Below are 20,835 nucleotides of genomic sequence, written 5' to 3' on the forward strand. Positions count from 1 at the left end.
TTCTCCGCGGACACCCGTGGAGGCCAAACAGTCCAGGTCGGCCGTCGGCATGATCGCCCCCACCGCGTCGCTTCCGCCACGGCCCGGGGTGTGTGATCGGGGGATTTTCGGCCCGACGCTTGCCAGCCTCGGGCTAAGCTGCGGGCATCCCGTTCGACGACCTGTGATCGATGATCTATGCAGCAGACCTGGAAGAGCGACCGCCGCCTGACCGCCATTGGCCGCGCTGCCCTCTCCGTGCCGGCGCGGCAGGCGCTCGCCGATGGCCAGCTGAGCTCGGACCGGTCCGTTCTCGACTACGGGTGCGGACGGGGTGACGATGTCCGGGCCTTAAGTAGGCTCGATTGCCGGGTCACGGGCTGGGATCCGTACTACCGCTGCGAGGCACAGCCGACTGCGTCGGATGTGGTGCTGCTGACCTACGTGCTGAATGTGATTGAGGATCCTGCTGAGCGCAGGCGCACGCTTCGGCAGGCTTGGGATTTGGCTCGGGCCGTCTTGATCGTGTCAGCCCGGCTGACGTGGGAGAAGTCGAAAGTTCGGGGGCAGGAGTTCGGAGACGGCCTGCTCACCAGTCGGCAGACGTTCCAGCACCTCTTTGATGCAAGCGAGTTGCGCGCTTACGTGGAGGAGGTCACCGGCGCGCGCGTCGTGTCTGTGTCACCGGGTGTGGTCTACGCGTTCAAGGACGAGTCCGCCCGCCTTGGGTATCTCGCGCAGCGCATCGTGCCGCATGCGCAGTGGCTGGCTTCCGAGGACACCACGTCGGCGATCTCGGCGCTCGTGGACTATGTCGAACGGCACGGTCGGCCGCCTCGTATCGAGGAGATGCCTCGCGCAACCGCCGAGCTGCTGGCCCATCTCAAGCCGGGCGAGCTAAAGCGACTGGTGCGGGAGACGTCCGATGCCGAGAAGGTGGCGCAAGGTGCCAAGCGCACCACTTTGGATACTTTGCTGTATCTGGCCGTTGAGCTCTTCAACGGCCGTGGGCCGTTCACTGATCTACCGTTGGGCGTCCAACTCAATGTCCGAGCATTCTTCAGCTCGTATAGGGAGGCTTGCCAGCGCTCGGATCGCCTGTTGCTGAAGCTGCGGGATGACGGGTATGTACGCAGCACCATGCACGCCTCGGTGATCGGCAAGATGACGCCGACCGCCTTGTATGTGCATCGTCGGGCTGTTGACCGGTTGCCGACGATTTTGCGCCTGTACGAGCACTGTGCTGCGATCGCCGCTGGCCGGCCACAGGAGTGGACTATCGCCAAGCTCAAGCATCAGGGCCGGGCGGTGAGTTGGCTGGATTACCCTGCTTTCGACAGCGATCCCCATCCGCGGATCGTGTCGTCCTACCTCGTTGACCTTCAAACGCTGCAGATCTCACACATCTCGTATACAGAGTCGCAGAACCGGCCGCTGTTGCATCGCAAGCACGAGTTTCTGGCTCCGGACGATGGCGATGTCCCTCGCTATCGCCGTTTGACGGAGTCGGAGGTGAGAGCAGGTTTGTATGCGCATCCGTCTCTCATCGGGACGGAGAATGGCTGGGAGGCGGAACTGATCCGCTGCGGGCGTCAGTTGCGTGGTCACCGCCTCGTACGCCGTGTGAACGGGTAAGCACCGCTGGCAGTTATTCAGCTGGCTGCATGTGGGCGATGGTCTTGGCGAGGCTGTCCGGATCGAAGTGTTCCACCTGACTGGGCAGCCAGGAAAAGCGCAGTCCGTTCGTGGCGACCTTCTCGGGCAGCCCCATGGCGGTGAGGACGTGGCTGGGAGTGTAAGAGGCACTGGTGCACGCAGAGCCGGTGGCGATGGCCACCTGGTCTTTGAGCCGGACGATCAGCGCTTCGGCATTCAGCCCGTCGAAGGTCACATTGAGGATATGCGGGACGGCGTGCTGGGTGTCGCCGTTGATCTGGAAGCGGGTGTGCGCGGCGAGTGCGTCGAGCAGCCGGGTCCGCATCGCCTGTGCCTCGCGCGCCCAGCGGTCGTGCCCCTCGCGGAAGATTTTCGCGGCTTCGTACAGTCCCATGATCAGGGGAACCGGGAGCGTGCCGGGACGCAGTTTGCGTTCTTGCCCCCCGCCGAACATGATCGGCTCGAGGGGGATTTTGTCCCAGCCGCGGCGTCGGGTGACGAGCGCGCCGACACCCTTGGGCGCGCCGATCTTGTGTCCGCTGATGCTGATCAAGTCGATGGGCGCCTTGAGGTCGTCTGGGACTTTCCCATAGCCCTGGGCGGCATCGACGTGCAGGAACGTCTTCGTTGCACGTAGCTCGTGTGCTAGCTCGGCAACGGGCTGGATGACTCCGGTCTCGTTGTTGACGTGCATGAGCGAGACCAGCGCCGTGTCGTCGCGCAGTCGGTCGAGGACGGCTTCCTTGGTGATGCGGCCGCTGCTGCCTGGCTGCAGGAAGTCGACCTCAAAGCCTTTGCTCTGCAGGTGCATCAGGGGCTCGATGACAGCTTTGTGTTCAATGGCTGAGGTGATGATGTGGCGGCGTCCGGTCGCCTCAGCGTGCGCGGCGAGACCAAGTAGTGCGATGTTGTTGGATTCGGTCGCGCCGCTCGTGAAGATCACTTCTTCGGTCTTGGCGCCCACCGTTGCGGCAATGAAGGCGCGTGCCTCATGGACCCCCTTCTTCGCGCGCGTACCGTACTCGTGCGTGCGGCTGCCGGCGTTGCCGAACTCCTCTGTCATCCAGTGCAACACCACATCAGAGACCCGCGTGTCCACGCGTGTTGTCGCCGCCACGTCGAGATACGTCACCACAGCAGTCACCCAACTCCGAAACCGATCCCGTACCAGGATGTACGTCAAGTCGTTAACGTACACGTCGGCAGCGGTCCGCGGCATCATCTCGGTTCATGAACGTCATTTCCCCCGCGTGGTACGTCATGCTGTTGCGCTCTGACGTGGGTCAGCACCACGTTTTAGCCCTTGCGAGGACCGCCGAGACACACCTGCCTGCGCTCGGCGCGTGAAGAGTGAGGGAGTACGTCAAGTAGGTGACGTACTTTGCTAGGGTTGCGCCGTGGAGACTTCAGCAGCGCCCCGAGCCGCCGTACCCAGGACAACGGCGGGGTTCGCCTACAGCTTCCCCGGCATCCGCGGCGTCCAGGCGGGACGGGAGTACTACATCTCGATGTGCCCCCTGCGCCTCATCCCGAAGATCTTCATCTTCGATGAAGATGATCTTTCTCCGGAGATGCGGGCTCAACGGGTCCTGAACAAGGGCCGATTGCCTGCGCTCACGCGGTACATTCTGGACAATCCAGATGACTATGTCTTCAGCGCCTTGACTGCGTCCGTCGATGGCGACATGTCCTTCGATGCCCACGCCACTGAGGGCGCGGGCATGCGCACGGGCCAGCTCCACATTCCGATGGACGCCCGTTTTTTGATCAACGACGGACAGCATCGACGTGCCGCCATCGAGCAGGCGCTGAAGGAGAACCCTGATCTGGGTGATGAGACGATCGCCGTCGTCTTCTTTCACGACTCCGGGCTCGCCCGCTCCCAGCAGATGTTCGCCGACCTCAATCGGCATGCGGTCCGTCCGGCGCGCTCGATCGGTGTGCTCTACGACCACCGCGACGAAGAAGCGATCACCGCCCGGCGCATCGCAGCGCGCTCTTCCGTCTTCAAGGGCTACGTGGAGATGGAGAAGAGCAATCTCTCCGCCCGCTCCCGCAAGATGTTCACGCTCAGTGCCCTCTACTACGGCACCCAGGCCCTCCTCCAAGGCCTCGACCTCGAGCCGGAAGCCGCCGCCAACCTCGCCCAGTCCTACTGGGAGGCAATCGACAAGACGCTCCCCGAGTGGGGCATGGTCAGGCGGCGTGAGCTGTCGGCCTCGGAGATGCGCCGCGACTTCATTCACAGCCACGGCATCGCCCTGCACGCCCTGGGACGAATCGGAAACACTCTCTTTCGGGAATCGACAGCGAAACCTCAGTGGACTAAGAAGATCTCCTCTCTCAAAAAGATCGACTGGTCTCGCTCCAACACCGACTGGGAAGGGCGCGCCATCGTCGGCGGACGCGTTTCAAAAAGCCATCAGAACGTGACACTGACCGTAAATTATCTTCGTCACCACATCGGCCTGAGTCTCAGCCCTGAAGAACAGCGAGTGGAAGACGCATATCTGCGAGGCGACGCGTGACCATCCCTTTGAACATTCCCCTCATTCCGGTGGGGCGCCAGCCCTTCGATGGCCGTTCACTCAGCGAGGTGACAGCCGAACTGACCGCCGAAGTACGCGAGTTGTATATCGCGGATGAGGTGCCGTGGGTCATCGGCTACAGCGGTGGCAAGGATTCCACCGCAGTCCTGCAGCTGATCTGGATGGCTCTCGCCGACCTGCCGGCTGAGCAGCGCACCAAGCCGGTGCACGTCATCAGCACGGACACCCTGGTAGAGAATCCAGTAGTGGCAGCTTGGGTGACGACCTCGCTGGAGACAATGCGTACGGCAGCGGCTGAGCAGTCGCTGCCAATTGAGCCACACCGGCTGACCCCTCAGGTGAAGGACACCTTCTGGGTGAATTTGATCGGCCGCGGCTACCCTGCTCCCCGGCCGAAGTTCCGGTGGTGCACTGAACGGCTAAAGATCAAGCCATCCAACTCCTTCATCCGCAGTGTTGTCGCCGCCCATGGTGAAGCCATCATGGTGCTCGGGATCCGCAAAGCGGAGAGCCAGGCGCGCGCCCGAGCCATGGAAAAGCATGAGAAGCGTCGGGTACGCGACCGGCTCTCACCCAACGCCAACCTTCCCAACTCGCTCGTCTACAGTCCCGTTGAGGCTTGGACCAACGATGACGTGTGGGAATTTTTGATGCAGGTGCCCAATCCCTGGGGCTACAACAATCACGACCTGCTCACGATGTACCAGGGTGCTTCCGCGGACGGTGAGTGCCCGCTGGTTGTCGACTCCACCACGCCGTCGTGCGGCTCCAGCCGTTTCGGCTGCTGGACGTGCACGCTGGTCGAGCAGGACAAGTCCATGTCGGCGATGATCCAAAACGATGAAGAGAAGGAGTGGATGCTGCCGCTTCTGACGCTGCGCGACAAGCTGGATGCCCCCTTCGGCTACATCGAGGACGAAAGCGACCCCGAGCTACCTGCGGGCAAGAAGGTCCCCTATCCGCGCGCGGACAAGCCGGCACGCGACTTCCGCCGGATGAACGGCAAGGTCATGCTGTTCAACGACGGTGCGATCCACGGCCCCTACCTGCAGGGCTACCGCGAGACTTGGCTGCAAGAACTACTCGAAGCCCAGACGTGGATCCGAGCCAACGCCCCCCAGCACGTGCGTAACATCGAGCTGATCACGCTGGATGAGCTCCACGAGATCCGCCGCATCTGGGTCTTCGACAAGCACGAGGTCGAGGATTCCCTGCCACGCATCTACAAGGCCGCTACCGGTGAGGACTTCCCCGGAGGTCCGCTCGATGAGCAGCTCGTCATGGGCTCGGATGAGATGGAGATCCTCAAGGAGCTCTGCGAGGACGACGAACTGCACTACAACATGGTGCGTGAACTGCTGTCCGTGGAGCGTAAGTACCGCACGATGACTCGCCGCGCGGGCCTGTTCAAGGCGCTGGAGGATGCGGTGCAAAAGGGCTACTACGACGGCCACGACGACGCCGTGGACTTCGCCCTGCGCAAGAAGAAGTGGCACGACGACGTGGCGACCAACCTGACCTTCGACGACGAAACTGGCCTCGATGCTCCTGCGTAAGATCATCCTCGAAGAGTTTGGGGCGTACCGAGGCAAGCAGTCGCTCAACCTCACTCCGAAGAAGAACAAGCCGATCATCTTGATCGGTGGCCTCAACGGTTGTGGGAAGACGACGCTGCTCGATGCGATCCAACTCGTGCTCTACGGTGCTCGGGCCCGGTGTAGCGGCCGGGGCACCAAGCCCTATGAGACGTTCCTGCGTGAGAGCATCAACCGCCAGGCGGATCCCACCCGTGGATCGGCTATTACGCTCGAATTCACCGTTACGGTGGACGGACGTGAGCACTATTACCGTGTCGTGCGTAGCTGGCACACGAGCGGGAAGTCCCTCAAGGAGTTTTTGAACGTCTTCGTCGACGAAGCCTACGGCGACAAGACCGCTACGGGCCGCCGGTCCGCCCCGGATGCGAAGTTCAGCCGGCTACTCAGTGAGGGCTGGGCCGATCATGTGGAAGACTTGCTCCCCGCGGAGATCGCTTCCCTGTCGTTTTTCGACGGTGAGAAGATCGAATCCCTGGCCGATCCAGAGCGCGCCGCCTCAGTGATCCAATCCGCGGTGCACTCCCTGTTGGGGGTCAGTACCGTGCAACAGCTGCGCACCGACCTGCTAGCGCTGCAACGACGGCAGAGACTCTCCGACGAAGAGCAACACCTCATGGACAATATCCACGCCCAGGAACGTGAACGGGACGTGGTCCAGGAGCAGTTGGAAAGTGCGCATCAAAGCCTCGGCCAGTGCCGGACCGAGGCCGGTAAGGCCAAGCGCGAGCTGGAAAGCTTGGAGCGAGCCTTTGAAAAGGAGGGCGGCACGCTCTTCGAGCGACGTCTTGGGCTCGAAGCCGAACGTAAGCGCATCAATGCCCTGCTGAGCGAGCTGCGCGCCTCACTTACCCAGGTGGCCAGCGGTCCGCTGCCGCTGCTGATGATGGATGAGCAGCTGGCTCAGGTGCGTCAGCAGGCGCATCGCGAGCAGAGCGCTGCCGAGGCACGTCAGGTGCTTGAGGTGCTGACTGAGCGCGACCAGTGGCTGGCTGAACTGGTGCCCGCCCCAGCTCGTGGTGAGGTGTTGGCGCAGCTGGAGGCCGACCGGACCAAGCGGTCGGAGTCTGCCGAACTCACCGTCGACTTCCAGCTCCCCCACGATGCGCTGGCCCAGCTGCACGCCCTGGAGGAAGCGCTGGGGCGGGATAAGGCGCGGGCTGGTGAGGTGCTGGCCCACACTCTCGACACTGCCGAGCAGCTTGACCAGTTGGACCGCCAGCTGGCGGGTGTGCCACCGCAGAGCAAGGTGGAGGCGTTGCAGGCAGCGCGCGAGGAGCAGAAGCGGGCCGTCGCGCTCCAGGAGGTAGCCGTCGAGCGTGCACAAGCTCAGCTCGATGAGCTCAAACGCCGCCGCGCGCACGTCACCGATCTTCTGGAACGTGCGCACAACGACTTCGTGCGGACCAAGGTCAAAGCCGAGGAAGTCGAGCGGATTATCAAGTACTCGGAGAAGGCTCGCGTCACGCTGAACCGCTTCAGCGAGGCGCTTTTGCAGCGGCACATCAGCCGTCTGGAAGTGGCGATGCTGCAGAGCTTTAAGGAACTCATGCGCAAGCAGGGGCTGGTGCACGATCTGCGCATTGATACGGAGAAGTACACGGTGACGCTGACCGACGCCAGTGGTGAGCCCATCGACCCGGGGCGCTTGAGCGCGGGTGAGCGCCAGTTGCTGGCAGTGTCACTGCTCTGGGGCTTGATGAAGGTGGCTGGTAATCGTCTGCCGAACGTCATCGACACGCCGCTGGGCCGCCTCGACAGCCGTCATCGCGAACATCTTGTCGACCGGTATTTTCCCCACGCCAGCGACCAGGTCTTGCTGCTGTCCACCGACGAAGAGATCGACGCCTACTTGCTCGGCCGTTTGAAAAAGTCCGTAGCCCGCACCTACACCTTGGTCCACGACGATACCGAGTTCACCACGAACGTCATGGAAGGCTACTGGTGGAGCGCTGGAGACCAGAATGTCGCTTGAGACCGTCCGTCTGTCCCAACCCGCCCGCGACCGCCTGGTCCGGCTCAAGCGCACCACTGGGATCACCCAGTGGAACGTGCTGTGCCGGTGGGCCCTGGCCCTGTCGCTGAAGGATCCCTCCACGCCGCTGGTGAAAGACGTCGTGACCGACTCCAACGTCGAGATGACGTGGAAGACCTTCGCCGGCCAGCACGGCGACATCTATCTGGCTCTGCTCAAGCAACGCTGCATCGCCGACGGCATACCGCTCACGGAGGAGAACGTGGCCCAGACCCTCACCGTGCACCTGCACCGCGGCATCGGCTACCTCGGAGGACACAAGGAACTGACCACCATTGAGGGGTTGGTCGGTTCGGTCACCGGTTGACGTGGCACGCCCGGCACGGCAAGCAGCGGCAATGGTGCTGCCTGTCGTGCCAGGGGGTATCCGCGTGGGGCGTTACCAGTCCAGCTCTGCAGCCTGCATCAGTTCCGAGACGTCATTTTGCCGCTCGTCGGGCGCGGTGAGGGATTCCATCACCAACGTGCTGACGATGGAGACGTAGTCATGCCCGCCGCTGGCATTGACCTCGCCCTGAATAAAGTTCAACCCGCCATTGGCGTACTCCTCGAAGATGTTGACCCGGTCAGGCTGGCGTTCGTCGCCAAGAATTTCCGGATCGTCCGGCTCCTCCGCCACCGCGATCATATCGATGAGTACATCGCCGTACTGGCGTCCTTCGACCAGCGCCAAGCGGATCGGCTCGCCAGCTTTGTCGAAGGGTTCCCGCTTATCCTTGTGACGCCCCAGCACTGCAGCGAACATCAGCACATCCACCATCGCGCTGAAGGGCCCTTCCTTGCCGGCCAGAGCGGAAATAAGTTCCTCATGAGCTGCCGGCCTCCGGAAACGATCCTCGAATGCCATCAGAGGGCCACCTCTTCCAAAACGGTGTGCTCGAACTCGCCGTGCGAGACATAGGGAACGGCCCGGTTGTTGATCTCGATCGTCTCCTCCGTAGCACCGGTGTTGGGCGTCACCGTGCGCAGCACATACATGCGCGTCGCCGATCCTTGGAGGTTGTCCATCACCTTCCCGCGTGCCTGGGAGTTCGACAGCAGGGTGACGATCTGTGAGGTGAGCTTCGGCAGCGCCCGAGAGATCTCTTCCTGGTAGGTCAGGTCCAGGCTTCCGAAGGGGGCATCCATGACGACCGGGTAGATGCCACCCTCGCCGATGATGTCGTCGCTGCCTTTCGTCTTACGCTGGTGGATCTGCTTGGCGATCTCCGAGACGGCACCGACGAAGGACAACCCTAGTACCTGGTTCTCGCCCGTGCTACGGATCGCGATCCCTGCGGGCGACTTCAGCAGCAGCTCGAAGGAATCCGTCAGCTCGGGCTCGTAGGACTTGATGAAGATCCTCGAGAAGACTTCCTTGACCTTCGCATCGAGCTGTTCGCGGACCTCTTCGGTCTTCAGTTCCAGGGCCTCACGGAAGGTGTCCAGCACCTCGTTCACGAGATTGACTTGCCGCTGTACCTTCCGGGACGCTTCATCCGCCGCCTGCGCGGACCTGAAGAGTCGTTTCATCTTCTCGATTTCGGCTTCGAACTCAACCCTTCGCTCCTCCAGGCGCTGGTGCTCAGTGTTCCCATCGATGCGTTTCTCGTCGTACTCCTTGCGCTTATGCTCAAGGCGTTGCACGTCTTCGATGTTCACGCCCTGCAGCTGGCGGTCGATCTCGCTCTTCTCCTCCTCCAGGCTCTTGATCTCGTCCTGGCACGCCTGGATTTCAAACGTCGCCTGCCGCAGGTCATCGAGCAGCGTCTGCCGCGCCTCCCCCAGGTGCTTCACCTGCCCGCTGACATACATCCAGCGGGCTTCCACATCAGCAAGACCGGCGTTGTAGCGGCGTTTGTCCAGTTCCTCGTATGCCGGGCTGCCGTGTGGAACAGGGGTGCCGCACATACACACCCCTTCGTCGAGGAGCCCATCGATGAAGTCTCGTTGGATGCCGGCGGGCAGCTGTCGGCGCTCCCGCATGGCTTCCGCCAGCCCTATCACTGTCTCGTCAACGTGCGACGTGAAGGCAAGGAAGCCCCCCTTGGACAGGATCTCGCGCTTGCGCGCATACCGGTCCTGGAGCTGCCCGCCCATCTCCTTGATCTTCCACTCGAGCTTCTTGCGCGCGTTCTGCAACGGCTTCGACTCCGCGTGGCTACGCAACGCGCTTTCCAGCGCCTTGATTTCACTCTCGTAGCTGCTGATGTCCTTGGAGACTTTCCGTGCCCGTCGGTCGGCGTCGTCACGCTGCTGCTCAAGGCTCTCCTGCTGGTCGCGCAGCTGCTGCAGGCGGCTGTCGCCGCCCTTGTCGATCTCCTTGGCGAGACGCCGAGCTGCTGCGGGAAGGTGCTCGGCGATCGCCCGCTCCATCGGCTCCAAGTCCATCAGCGTTTTGATGGCCCGTTTGACCTCGTCGTTGCTCTCCTCACCGGTGAACATCTTCTCCATGCGCTCACCGTTGAAGAAGAAGAACCGGCGCAAACCCTCGGGAAGGATCTTCTCGATGCGGTCCTGACCGTTGGCAACGGGTTTACTCTCCCCGTTTCTCACCTCATTCACGGTGAGCGTTGCCGCAACTTCTGTCTGCTCCTCGGAGTTCTTGACGGTGGCTACTTCACGCAGCGCAGAGAAGATCACGCCGGCATGCTCGAACTTCAGCTCCACCGACGCGCTGACCGGAGCGCCCTGGGGAGTCTCGGCCCACTTCTGATCGTGGATGACGCGATGCTGCTGCTCGACATCCGCGGAAAACTTCCCATACAAAGCCCAGGCGAACGCATTAAGAAGGGTCGTCTTCCCTGCACCGTTGTTGCCAAAGATCAGCACCGCCGGCTTTTCGTCCTCGACGGCAAGGTCCAGGGTCTGGCGGCCGTAAAAGGCCCGGAAGTTGTCCAGCGTCAGCCTCAGGAGCTTCACTTGATCAGTCCCTTCACGGCAGCCACGATCTCGTTGACTACGGTGGTTGAACTTCTAATGTGCAAGTTTTCACGCTCCAATTCGATGACACGCTTGGCGAGCTTCACGCCTTCGGGCGATAGCTGATTCAGCACTTCCTGTGCAGTCTTCTTCTCACTCATGGCGACTCCTAGGGTGATACGGCAGCAATCACGGTGGATCAGATGTCGAGCAGGCCATAGCGCAGGCGCAGCGGACGCAGGAGGTCGAGGGTCTCCGCCTCGTTGTCCGCGAGTCGCGCGAACTCCGTCACCCGGGCGAGCTCGCGGGCCACGATGCTGCGCTCGGTTCGGTCCTGCAGATCAGGCATGTCCGTTGGCGGTACGACGATGAAGTCGACAATGTCCGCCATGGTCTTGCCCGGTGCCCGCCTCAGCACCCGGCCGCGGCGCTGGATGAACTGGCGCGGGTTGGAGGAGCTGGCCAGCAGGTAGGCGGTGCGGGCGGCGGGCACGTCAACGCCCTCATCCAGACAGCGCATGGAGGCGATGACCTGTAGCTTGCGATCAGCGAAACGCTGCAGAACGTCGCGGCGCTCGGCACGCTTCGTCTCGGCGGTGTAGCGGGCAGCCGGCATCTGCAGCTGATTGCCGACGAGATCCAACACCTGATCGATCTGGGACGACTCCTGCGGTGCGCCGCCCTCATAGGCCAGCGGATGCTGTCCCTCTGCGCAGTAGAGCAACTGGTACCAGTCTTCACCGCGTTTTTCGATCTCCCGCTGGAGCGCGGGCAGCTTCGCACGGGCGTGGCCCAGAAGGTTGGCCCGTTTCCGCAGCAGGTGTCCCAAGGGGCTGTTCTCGTCGGGCTGTTCGGAGAACTGCTGGACCGCCAAGATCCGGCCGATCTTCTCGGTGATCTCCACATACAGGTCGGTCTCTTCTGCATCCAGCTCGACGACCACTGGCGTATAGGTGTAGCGGCACAGCGCTCCAGCCTTGATGGCGTCGCCGATGCCCAGTTCGAAGACCACATGGCCGAAGTAGTCCGTGAGGGCTGCGGTGCCTTCGTCGTCGAACCAGCGTTCCGGTGTCGCCGACAACCCGAGACGGAACTCCGCACTCTCGGGCAGCTTCGACCTGATATTCCGGGCGCCGAGGTTATGAGCCTCGTCGGCGATAAGGAGCAGCCGTCCGCGGTAGCGGCCCAGGATGCTTTGGAATGCGGCATCGCCGAAGGTCTTGTTGGTCGTGATGATCACACCGCCCCGGGCGGTCTTCAGCGCCAACGCATCCAGCAACTGGGAAGCGTAGGGGAACCAGGCAGCGGTCGACTCATAGGCGCGGAGGGGATGCACCCCAAACCACTCGACGTCCTTCGACCACTGGTCCACAAGGTGCTGATAGGGAGCGATCACTATGGTGAGTAGCGGTTCGTCGGCCTTGTGGAGCATCTTGGTGACCTGGGCGGCAGCCGACAAGGCGGTGAGTGTCTTGCCTGTTCCGGTGGCCATCCGCAGGATGCCGCGGCCTTGTTCGGCAAACCAGTTCGCCACCGCTTGCTTTTGGTAGTCGCGCACCTGCAGCTGTGCCGGGATCGTCAGCATGCCGGCGCGGTCTTCCGTCGCGATCGTGATCGGCGCTCCGCCCTGCGGGATGGACGACTTCTCCTCCAGATCGGTCATCGCCCGACTGCTACGCTCGATGATCTTCTTCGCGGCGTCAGTGAAGGGCATGACCCGCAGGAGAGGAGTGTTGTCCTCCCACAGGTCATCGAAGTCTCTGCTGATACGCAAAGCCCGTTCGCGGTCTCGCTCGTCCCAGCTGCGGAAGACCTCAATGGACTCGAAGTTGCCGACCAAGCCGGACAAGGTCTCGTTGGCACTTCCCTTGAACGCTACAAGGTCCCGGTCGTCACGGAAGACCCCGATCTTTTCGTGATACATGCCGATACGGTTACCTGCAGCAACATAGGCAAGCTTCACGTCCAGCCGCCCCTCGGCCACGAGGGTGCCCAGCCTCCCGAGTCCGCGCGCGGCCCGGACGTCTTTCGTGGCACGCTCCAAGTCCCGGATAGCTGCCTTTTCCACGACGGAGCGCAGCTCATAACCGGCTTCAATCTCGGCGATATCCTCATCGAGCAGGTAGGGAGAGGCGATGATACGCATTGCCCCTCCACGCCGTGTAAAGTCGTCTACACCCTCTCCAATGATCGCCAAGACAGAGGCGGTAAAGTACCCGACTGCGCGATCGTATGAACTCGATGCACGGAGAGCCGGTACATAGAAATCATCTACAACATTGCCACGGTCACTACGATATTCTCCCTCTAGACCGGCATCACGGAGAGTTCCTGAAACATCCACTAGAAGTCCAATCCGAGGTCCCGCGCCAGCTGAACACCGACCCCCTCACTGGCAGAATCCCCATGCCTTCCCACGTCTCCCCGCTCTCCCTCGCCCGCAATGTCAGTGAGGCGCTGCACGAATCCGCCACGGGCTGTGAAAGGAGGGGATGACATCACCTGCCGCACCGTGGACTCCTTGATGGAGAATGCCTGCGTCAAATCCCGGATCAGCTGATCACTGTGTACGCTGCCGCCTGCCTTGTCGACTTCTTCCCCGACAAGTTCGCGCACGCTGGTGTAGGGGCGCAATTGCCAATCCGACAACGCCCAGGAGTCGATGTCACTGCGCATGAAACGCATATCGGCGGCAAGCTGTACTTTCAGGGACCGTTCATTCACCGGGTCGCCCATCTTTGAGACGAGTGATGCCGTCGACAGCGGATGATCCGCTTCTTCCAAAACTTTCCAGGCGCGCTGTTTGAGCGTCCCCTGCAATGCGCCGTGGCCATTGTTCGCGGCGTGTACTGCTGGTGCCACTGCGTCAACGATCCAACCGTGTTCACTCAGCGTGGCATTGAGGATGCGGTGGACGATCTTCTGCACGTTCGCCGGCAACTCTTCTCCGTATCGCACGACTGAACCGAATGTCACCCCCCGTTCCTCCGTACCCATCGCCGATGCCAGCGCTTCGAATTCCTCGGCGAGTGCGTTGCGCACCCGAGGCTGGTCACCGCTGACCAGAGAGGGTGAAGTCACCCCTCGCTGGGACGAAGCGGGCAAAGTGCCGCCCGCTTCCCGGTTATACGCTTCCTGAACTGCTCGGGGAATACGTCCGCGTTCTGCTATGTCAAACCCATTGCGGCGTGCCCACGCTCGAATGGCGAGTGCGTCTGCCGGCACCGGTGCGCTGAGCGTCGTCTGGGACGTTGGTTCTGCCGCTTCGGCACCAAGGGGTGCGCTCTGCGGCTCCGCCGAGTGATCGCCTTCCGTCACCGACGGGGGAACGTGATCAGAAGAAAGAACGCCCCCCGCGGTGGTCAGGAGGCTCCTCTCCTCCTGCACGGGCATTTCTCCGTAAGAGTCATCAGGCAAGTGCGCTATGGCAGCTGCACTGTAGTGCAGCTGCCCGTTTTGAGAAGCAATTCCGCAGAACTCGAGCCACTCATCGATGTGTGCTGCAGCCCATCCATGCCGAGTAAGTATTCTCCTGGCAACGGAACCGGACATCACCTCGTCGTCTTCGAGGTCAAGGATCTTCAGCGTCTGTCTCGCTCGCTGGCGCACGTTATCCCGGCACATCCATTGCTCCAGGGTATTCACTTCGCGCAGGTCCGAAAGCAGTGACAGTAGATTGACATCACTTTCTGGCAAACGATCGTCAAGCCAGACAAGACGTTCCAGAAGCTGCGTGCGCAGCACAGGTGCCGCAGTAACACGGTCAAACTCTGCCACCGCCGCCCGCAGAGCGCGTGAATCTTCCACAGCCGTTTGAAGGCGCCTGGGAAGCCCTTCGGAGAGTTCTTGAATGCGTTCCAATGGAATTCGGTGATTCGCAGCCAAGATGCCGAGCGCTTGAGGTTCACGGGCGCAACGATGCAGCAACAGAATGCTTTGTTCTCTGCCGTCCAGCTCCTCGAACCACTGCATCAGCGCGACGGAATGGAGCTTTCCTTCCGGCAGGGCAACGGTTTGCACGAGGTGCCCAAGTAGCGTTTCCACCTCCCCGCGCGACAGCCGCAACATCACTCTGAGATCATGTGGCGTCTTACCGCGGAAATCACCAAGCACGCCGATCTCAGCGTCAGCCAACGCCAAGATTCCGTCGTTTCCTGCCCCGAAGTCCTCCACCGATACAGCGTCCCGGAGTGTCGGAAAGAGCACTCCGCAGTCCTCATTCATCACACTCTTGCTGGACAAAAGAATGGCAGCGAGCAGACCAAACACTTCATCAATTGAGGGACGTCTGGCCGCCGTCTGTTCCGGACTTTCCTTGGCCCACCATTCCGCAGGACCGCCGAGTCGCTGTAGCGCGATAAGCTCATGAGCGCCGAGATACTCCACCCAGGGAAATACATCAACCCACGTGCCAACAGGTTGATCTGCCTGAAATGTTGACACTTCTATTCCCCTGCCCGTCGTAATGCCGCTGCCAGATGCCGGAAAATCAGCGAGGCCGCATTGTTCAATGACCAGTTGAATTCGCAGCTTTTAAGGTCTTCACCCTTTATAGGTATTTTCATGATATACCTCATGGGAAGCTGCGGCACTCGTTCCTCAATGCGCTTGTGCCTTACACACCTCTCTTCCCACGGCCCGCTCGTCGGGGAGTTACAGGCACAACGCTTCAGTACCCGCGCGTACGTGAGGCCATCGATTCTCGCCGCGCCAGCTGTGCGCTCGACGTCGCGAGAGGACATCTGGCGTCCGTTCATGCTCAGCCGAGACGGCGCAACGTCCCTTGAGGTGACACGCGGCTTCATCGACTGGGAACCGTTCAGCGCCTCTGGCGTTACAGAGCGCAGACGCGGCCGGGCGGGCAACGCCAGCTTCCGACCGGTGCTGTAACGACGTAGGACGTGCCCGCGCAGTCCCCTCCTCCTCCCGGCGAGCGGCCGTTTCGGCGTCTGGTGCGTGCACCGAGCATGCGCGGCGCACGTCTCGTACTGGATGTACGTGGGACATCGCCCGGTGCGGCGAAGGCGAAGGGGCTCCCTGCCTGCTCGCCTGAGGCCGAGAACTTGGGGGCGCGTGCCAGGTCTCGCGGGGCAGACGGAGCTTTGCGGACAGGTCCTGGGGCCGATCGGTGGTTTTCCCAGGTGGCACTCACCCGCTACCACCATGGCCACACCTTGGATGCTCATGGCCGGACCACCGGCATACATCACACGCCCGGCAGCAGTCGGTGCGTCCCGCATCGACAAGCCCTCAACACCCCCGCGCGCGGCAACGACGCTGCGGCAGCAGCCACCTGGCAAACCGTCAAACGGGAACAGTTGCAGCAAGCGCCACAAGGCGGCTCCGCATGCCAGCTCGCCGCAAGGAACGTGGTGCGCCATAGAGAATTGAGTCCTGCCCTTCACGCGTGCCAAGTCACCAAAGGCGACAACCGTCGTCCCGGAACTGGCCAGTGCAGGCAATGCCACGTCCTGCCCAGTCGTGTCGCACCTCGGCAATGGAAACGTGGCGGTGGGGCGTCCACTTCCACCCGACATCGTACTGGAGCGTGCAGGTCGGCGTCTTCTCACCGCCACGTCACAATTCGACCTGCACGGCACGGTGCTGAGCCACAGCCGACTCCACCGACGGCGGCCAACCAGCACCCCCTCCCTCACGCCCTTGGCCGCCTACGCCCTCTTGGCAGCAGAGGTCCCCAGCAAGGGGAAATCAGCGCAGAAGTGGTCTGCCAAGCAGCTTCGGGTGCGGATCCAATCAAACGCCCAGTGAGATCTCTACCGAACCCGGGGCGGTTCACTGCGACGATCGCGTCGGCCACAGCCTCCGACGTGACCAGATGGATCGCCTCCTCGGCATCCATCCCTACCCGTTCGGCGACAGTGTCGACCATGTGCGCGATGACGTTCCGCACGGCGACGGGTTCGACCTCAAGCCCTCGGGTCAGCAGGACGGCACTGGTCTGCGCAACCAGCGTCTTGCCCTTCACGGTGCCCATCACATCTGCCACGAAGCCAAGCCTAGAGGCACGTTTGTCGGGTGACGACAAACCCCGCGCACAGGCAACAGCAAAGGACCCAAGAGGGGTTGCGCACCCCTTGCACCGTCGCTGCGCTGATGCGCTCCCCTCGCGCACCCCTTGGATTCAGTGGCACGAGCCGGGGAGCCTGTGTCGGCCGACGCAGGGGGTGGAAAAAGCAAAAGCCCCAGGTCACGGCGAGTGAGTCCTGAGGCTTCTACAGAGCCGCCTTCGGGATTCGAACCCGAGACCTACGCATTACGAGTGCGTTGCTCTGGCCATCTGAGCTAAGGCGGCGCGCTGCCCGCACTATGGTGCGATCAGCAACGACGGTAAGTCTACACAGTTTCGGAGAGTGCTCCGCACCAGCCCCGGAGGCGGGCCCTCCGGGGCGGAGAGCAGGGCTATGAGCAGCGCTTTCCGTCCGTGGGCGGGGTGCCGCGGAGGAGGTAGGCGTTGATCGTCCGGTCGATGCAGGAGCTGCCGCGGCCGTAGGCCGTGTGGCCGTCGCCCTCGTAGGTCAAGAGGCGCGCCGAGGAGAGCTGGCCGGCCAGGGCCCGCGCCCAGCGGTACGGCGTCGCGGGGTCCCGGGTCGTGCCGACCACGACGATGGGTGCGGCGCCCTTCGCCTCGATGCGGTGCGGCTCACCCGTGGCGTGCACCGGCCAGTACGCGCAGTTCAGCGCGGCCCACGCGAGGCCCTTGCCGAAGACCGGCGACGCCTTCTCGAACTCGGGCAGGGCCCTGCTCACCTCGTCGGGGGTGTCGAAGGAGGCCGGCAGGTCCAGGCAGTTCACCGCCGCGTTGGCGAACATCAGATTGCTGTAGGCGCCGTCGGCGTCCCGCTCGTAGTAGCCGTCGGACAGGACGAGGAGCCCGGAGCCGTCGTTCTCCTTCATCGCGGACGTCAGCGCCTCGCGCAGTTGCTCCCAGGAGCCCTCGTCGTACATGGCCGCGATCACGCCGGTCGTGGCGAGCGACTCGGTGAGCCTGCGGCCGTCGGCGCCGCCGGTGGGGACGGGCCGCGTGTCCAGCTTCGCGAAGAACGCCTTGAGGTTCTCGCCGACCTGTTCGGGCGACGTGCCCTTGCCGCCCAGCGGGCAGTCGGGCTGCCGTGCGCAGTCCTTCGCGAACGACCGGAACGCCGTCTCGAAGCCCGCCGTCTGTTCGAGGTTCAACCGCCGGGACGGCAGCGACGGGTCCATCGCACCGTCCAGCACCAACCGCCCCGCCCGGTCGGGGAAGAGCCCGGCGTACGTCGCCCCGAGGAACGTGCCGTAGGAGGCCCCGACGTAGTTCAGCTTCTCGTCGCCGAGCACCGCCCGCACGATGTCCATGTCCCGGGCCGCCTCCGCAGTGGACACGTGGCGCAGCAGCCGGGGTGCGTCCGCGCCGCACCCCTCGGCGAACGTCCGGTATGCCGCGACCAGCCCGTCCGTCTCCTTCCCGTCGTCGGGTGTGGCGTCCGTCTGCGTGTACGTGTCCATGTCCGGCCCGTCCAGACACCTGACGGGCTCGCTGCGTGCCACGCCGCGCGGGTCGACCGCCACCATGTCGTAGCGGGCCCGCACCTCGGCCGGGTAGCCGATGCCCGCGTAGGCCTGCACATAGCCGATCGCCGAGCCGCCCGGCCCACCCGGGTTCACCAGCAGCGAGCCCAGCCGCTTGCCGGGACCGGTGGCCTTCTTACGGGTGAGGGCGAGCCGTACATCACCGGAGGACGGCTCGGCGTAGTCGAGCGGCGCCTTGAGGGTGGCGCACTCGAAGCCGGGGACACCGCAACCGCGCCAGGCCGGCTTCTGCCCGTAGTACGAGGAGAGCGCCGCGGGCGTGGCCTGCGGCAGCGCGATCAGCGCCGCCTCCGCTGCGGCCGAGGCGGCGGACGTCGTCGCGCTCCCGGAGGAGCAGGAGGAGACGAGCAGCGCGGCCGTGGCGAGCAGTCCGGCGGCGGCCTTGGCCCGGTTTCGTGTCCTGCTGTGGAGACCGCCGGAGCCGGAGGCGGAACGGGGGGTGCGCCGTGTGTACATCCAGCGAGCGTAACTCTGGGCGACGGAATGGGTGCCGTGCGTGCGCGCCGCGCCTCGTACGAGTTACGTCGTCAGCCCGGAGCCGCCAGCCGGCCACTCACCCCGGAGCCGCCAGACCCGGCCGGTTTCTCAGCCCGCTCTGAGCGCCATCGTCATCGCCTCCACCGCGAGCAGCGGCGCCACATTGCGGTCGAGGGCGTCGCGGCAGGCGGCGATCGCCTCGATGCGGCGGAGCGTGGACTCCGGGGAGCTGCCGCGGGCGAGGCGCTCCAGGGCGTCCTCGGCGTCCGCGTTGGCGATGGCCACGCGCGAGCCGAGCTGGAGGGCGAGGACGTCGCGGTAGAAGGCCGTGAGGTCGGTCAGGGCGATATCGAGGCTGTCACGCTGCGTGCGCGTTCTGCGGCGCTTCTGCTTGTCCTCCAGGTCCTTCATCACGCCCGCGGTGCCCCGGGGCATGCGGCCGCCCTGGGCGGCGCCGAGAGCGGCCTTCAGCTCCTCGGTCTCCTTGGAGTCCGTCTCCTCCGCGAGCTGCTTGGCGTCCTCGGCGGCCGCGTCGACCAGTTCCTGGGCGGCCTTGAGCGCGCCGCCGATCTCCTCGACGCGCAGCGGCAGCCTGAGCACGGCGGCACGGCGGGCGCGGGCTGCCGGGTCGGTGGCCAGGCGGCGTGCCCGGTCGACGTGTCCCTGGGTCGCGCGGGCCGCAGCGGCGGCGACGTCCGGCTCGATGCCCTCGCGGCGGACGAGCATGTCGGCGATGGCGTCGACCCTCGGCGTGCTCAGGTTCAGGTGGCGGCAACGGGATCGGATGGTCGGCAGGACGTCCTCGATGGACGGGGCGCACAGCAGCCAGACCGTGCGGGGCGCGGGCTCCTCCACGGCCTTGAGGACGGCGTTGGCCGACTTCTCGTTCAGTCGCTCGGCGTCCTCGACGAGGATGATCTGCCAGCGGCCGGTCGCCGGCGAGGTGAACGACTTGCGGACGGTGTCGCGCATGTCGTCCGCGAGGATCTGGCTGCCGACGGCGGCGACGGTGCTGACGTCGGCGTGCGTGCCGATCAGTGCCGTGTGGCAGCCGTCGCAGAAGCCGCAGCCCGGGGAGCCGCCGAGGGCGCGGTCGGGGCTGACGCACTGCAGCGCCGCCGCGAACGCACGGGCCGCCTGGTTGCGCCCGGCTCCGGGCGGGCCCGTGAACAGCCACGCGTGCGTCATCTTCGACGCCTCGGGCGGCGGGGTGCCGGTCACGGCCGCGGTGACCAGGGCGTCGGCGTCCCGGGCGGCAGCGGCCAGCTGCTCGCTCACCCTCTCCTGCCCGACGAGGTCGTCCCACACGGTCATGGGTCACGCCGCCCCTTCTTCACGTTCCGCGTTGCGAGATCCATTGTGGGGGCGACCACTGACATCGCCAGCCGCTGACCCCACCTCGCAGTCAACGCCCGGCGCCCCGTCCGACCTCGCGGTCCGCAGGAGCCCCGGGTCCGTGCTCCTACGGACGGTCCGCCGGAGGTGTCAGCGCCCCCGGCCGCCCCTGCCACGGCGTCCGCGACCCTCGTCCGGCTCCTCGTCGTGCGGTCCGAGCAGTTCGTCCGCCAGCGAGGGCAGGTCGTCCAGCGGCGTCTCCTCGGCCCAGTCGGACCGGCGGCGGCGCGGCGCCCCGTCGGCGTCGACCCGGGGCATCTCCCTCGTACGGTCCTCGGTGCCGTCGGGACGGCCGGCCGGGGCGTCCTTCCGGAAGTACTCGGGCAGAACCCGGTCCGCCGGTTCGTCCCCGCGCACCGGCGGAAGGACGGCGGTCTCCTCGGCGTCCTCCGGCCGGACCGGAGGCAGCACCGCGGTCTCCTCGGCGTCCCCCGGCCGGACCGGAGGCAGCACCGCCGTCTCGTCGGCCGCGCCGGAGGCATCCCGGTCGGGCACCTGCGGCAGCACCTCGGTCTCGTCCCCGGCGCGAGGCGGTACCGGCGGCTTCGGCAGCTCGGCCGTCACCTCGGCCTCCGACCCGGCGGAAGCCCGGCCCGGGCCCTGCTCGTCGTCCCGCACAGGGCGCAGCACGGTCGTGTCGTCCCCCGCACCTCCCGGTGTC

The 20,835-nt window shown here is 64.3% G+C and carries 14 protein-coding genes, 1 tRNA gene and 1 pseudogene; 5 read left to right on the forward strand and 11 right to left on the reverse strand.

The window, feature by feature from the left end; translation table 11 throughout:
* Positions 1–177: 177 nt before the first annotated feature.
* Positions 178–1,614 (forward strand): DNA phosphorothioation-associated putative methyltransferase, encoded by a 1,437-nt coding sequence (locus ABZ281_RS05850; protein ID WP_356652501.1) that lies wholly within the window; start codon positions 178–180, stop codon positions 1,612–1,614.
* A gap of 13 nt (positions 1,615–1,627) precedes the next feature.
* On the opposite strand, the gene dndA is transcribed toward ABZ281_RS05850, so the two are convergent.
* Entirely contained in the window at positions 1,628–2,818 is a 1,191-nt protein-coding gene (dndA, locus tag ABZ281_RS05855; protein WP_356652503.1) for a cysteine desulfurase DndA, read from the reverse strand.
* Positions 2,819–3,032: 214 nt separating this feature from the next.
* Here dndA and dndB point away from each other — a divergent pair, with 214 nt between their 5' ends.
* The 4 genes from dndB to dndE are packed head-to-tail and all read left to right on the forward strand — an operon-like array spanning position 3,033 to position 8,121.
* The gene (dndB, locus tag ABZ281_RS05860) at positions 3,033–4,163 is read left to right on the forward strand and encodes a DNA sulfur modification protein DndB (protein ID WP_356652505.1); all 1,131 of its coding nucleotides are present in this window, start codon (positions 3,033–3,035) and stop codon (positions 4,161–4,163) included.
* 2 nt (positions 4,164–4,165) lie between these two features.
* Positions 4,166–5,740 carry a DNA phosphorothioation system sulfurtransferase DndC gene (gene dndC, locus ABZ281_RS05865; protein WP_356652522.1) on the forward strand — a complete coding sequence of 525 codons (1,575 nt, stop codon included), beginning with the start codon at positions 4,166–4,168 and terminating at the stop codon, positions 5,738–5,740.
* Positions 5,727–7,754, forward strand: a complete 2,028-nt coding sequence (gene dndD, locus ABZ281_RS05870; protein ID WP_356652507.1) for a DNA sulfur modification protein DndD — start codon at positions 5,727–5,729, stop codon at positions 7,752–7,754. The genes dndC and dndD overlap by 14 nt, the downstream gene beginning before the upstream one ends.
* Positions 7,744–8,121 carry a DNA sulfur modification protein DndE gene (gene dndE / locus ABZ281_RS05875; protein ID WP_336538151.1) on the forward strand — a complete coding sequence of 126 codons (378 nt, stop codon included), beginning with the start codon at positions 7,744–7,746 and terminating at the stop codon, positions 8,119–8,121. The genes dndD and dndE overlap by 11 nt, the downstream gene beginning before the upstream one ends.
* Before the next feature lie 72 nt (positions 8,122–8,193).
* Here dndE and ABZ281_RS05880 read toward each other — a convergent pair whose 3' ends face one another.
* The 10 genes and pseudogenes from ABZ281_RS05880 to ABZ281_RS05925 form a co-directional block, all read right to left on the reverse strand.
* Entirely contained in the window at positions 8,194–8,661 is a 468-nt protein-coding gene (locus tag ABZ281_RS05880) for a DNA phosphorothioation-associated protein 4 (RefSeq protein WP_336538150.1), read from the reverse strand.
* Positions 8,661–10,715, reverse strand: coding sequence for an AAA family ATPase (locus ABZ281_RS05885; protein WP_356652509.1), 2,055 nt, complete (start codon positions 10,713–10,715; stop codon positions 8,661–8,663). Before ABZ281_RS05885 ends, ABZ281_RS05880 begins: the two co-directional genes overlap by 1 nt.
* Positions 10,712–10,876, reverse strand: a complete 165-nt coding sequence (locus tag ABZ281_RS05890) for a hypothetical protein (protein WP_356252117.1) — start codon at positions 10,874–10,876, stop codon at positions 10,712–10,714. The genes ABZ281_RS05885 and ABZ281_RS05890 overlap by 4 nt, the downstream gene beginning before the upstream one ends.
* Positions 10,877–10,914: 38 nt before the next feature.
* On the reverse strand, positions 10,915–12,861 hold the full coding sequence (locus ABZ281_RS05895) for a DNA phosphorothioation system restriction enzyme (protein WP_356652512.1): 1,947 nt from the start codon (positions 12,859–12,861) through the stop codon (positions 10,915–10,917).
* Positions 12,862–13,058: 197 nt separating this feature from the next.
* The gene (locus ABZ281_RS05900) at positions 13,059–15,158 is read right to left on the reverse strand and encodes a histone-like nucleoid-structuring protein Lsr2 (RefSeq protein WP_356652514.1); all 2,100 of its coding nucleotides are present in this window, start codon (positions 15,156–15,158) and stop codon (positions 13,059–13,061) included.
* A gap of 1,210 nt (positions 15,159–16,368) precedes the next feature.
* The gene (locus tag ABZ281_RS05905; RefSeq protein ID WP_356652516.1) at positions 16,369–16,722 is read right to left on the reverse strand and encodes a hypothetical protein; all 354 of its coding nucleotides are present in this window, start codon (positions 16,720–16,722) and stop codon (positions 16,369–16,371) included.
* A gap of 232 nt (positions 16,723–16,954) precedes the next feature.
* Positions 16,955–17,028: transfer RNA gene (locus tag ABZ281_RS05910), tRNA-Thr, on the reverse strand.
* A gap of 107 nt (positions 17,029–17,135) precedes the next feature.
* On the reverse strand, positions 17,136–18,758 hold the full coding sequence (locus tag ABZ281_RS05915; protein ID WP_356652518.1) for an alpha/beta hydrolase: 1,623 nt from the start codon (positions 18,756–18,758) through the stop codon (positions 17,136–17,138).
* A gap of 129 nt (positions 18,759–18,887) precedes the next feature.
* Entirely contained in the window at positions 18,888–20,093 is a 1,206-nt protein-coding gene (locus ABZ281_RS05920; protein WP_356652520.1) for a DNA polymerase III subunit delta', read from the reverse strand.
* Positions 20,094–20,264: 171 nt separating this feature from the next.
* Positions 20,265–20,835: pseudogene (locus ABZ281_RS05925) on the reverse strand (dTMP kinase); the annotation flags it as partial.

The organism is Streptomyces sp. NPDC006265, from assembly GCF_040613555.1.
In the GTDB taxonomy this organism is placed as follows: Bacteria; Actinomycetota; Actinomycetes; order Streptomycetales; family Streptomycetaceae; genus Streptomyces.

Bases quoted from the DNA above. Each gene is read 5' to 3' on its own strand.
- ABZ281_RS05850 (WP_356652501.1), top strand. From the start codon at position 178: ATGCAGCAGACCTGGAAGAGCGACCGCCGCCTGACCGCCATTGGCCGC.
- dndD (WP_356652507.1), top strand. From the start codon at position 5,727: ATGCTCCTGCGTAAGATCATCCTCGAAGAGTTTGGGGCGTACCGAGGC.
- dndE (WP_336538151.1), top strand. From the start codon at position 7,744: ATGTCGCTTGAGACCGTCCGTCTGTCCCAACCCGCCCGCGACCGCCTG.
- ABZ281_RS05880 (WP_336538150.1), bottom strand. From the start codon at position 8,661: ATGGCATTCGAGGATCGTTTCCGGAGGCCGGCAGCTCATGAGGAACTT.
- ABZ281_RS05890 (WP_356252117.1), bottom strand. From the start codon at position 10,876: ATGAGTGAGAAGAAGACTGCACAGGAAGTGCTGAATCAGCTATCGCCC.
- ABZ281_RS05895 (WP_356652512.1), bottom strand. From the start codon at position 12,861: ATGCGTATCATCGCCTCTCCCTACCTGCTCGATGAGGATATCGCCGAG.
- ABZ281_RS05915 (WP_356652518.1), bottom strand. From the start codon at position 18,758: ATGTACACACGGCGCACCCCCCGTTCCGCCTCCGGCTCCGGCGGTCTC.
- ABZ281_RS05920 (WP_356652520.1), bottom strand. From the start codon at position 20,093: ATGACCGTGTGGGACGACCTCGTCGGGCAGGAGAGGGTGAGCGAGCAG.